Source organism: Acetobacter pomorum (assembly GCF_002738225.1).
Lineage (GTDB): Bacteria > Pseudomonadota > Alphaproteobacteria > Acetobacterales > Acetobacteraceae > Acetobacter > Acetobacter pomorum.
The window spans coordinates 1-212 of sequence record NZ_PEBQ01000104.1; the positions used below are offsets into that span (position 1 = coordinate 1).

A 212-nucleotide genomic window follows, 5' to 3' on the forward strand; every position below is an offset into this window, starting at 1 on the left:
CCACTGAGGGCGCCGGAGTAGTCAAAGAGACGGTACACGCCTTCTGAGAGTGTAGTGCCGGAGGTGGGATCAGCGGTAACATCGATCGTTCCGCCGAGTGTCAGATCCCCTCCGACCTTAATCAGATCGTTCTGCGAGCCACCTTCGGTTCCGGCCTGGCCAAGGTCAAAGTCCGTGGTTGAGCCACTTTCCAGCGTCAAACCACCATCAAT

At 57.5% G+C, this 212-nt stretch carries 1 protein-coding gene; it reads right to left on the bottom strand.

The genetic code is table 11. From position 1 onward, the window contains the following. On the bottom strand, window positions 1–212 hold a 212-nt coding region (locus tag CSR02_RS16830), incomplete at both ends, for a hypothetical protein (protein ID WP_208616818.1).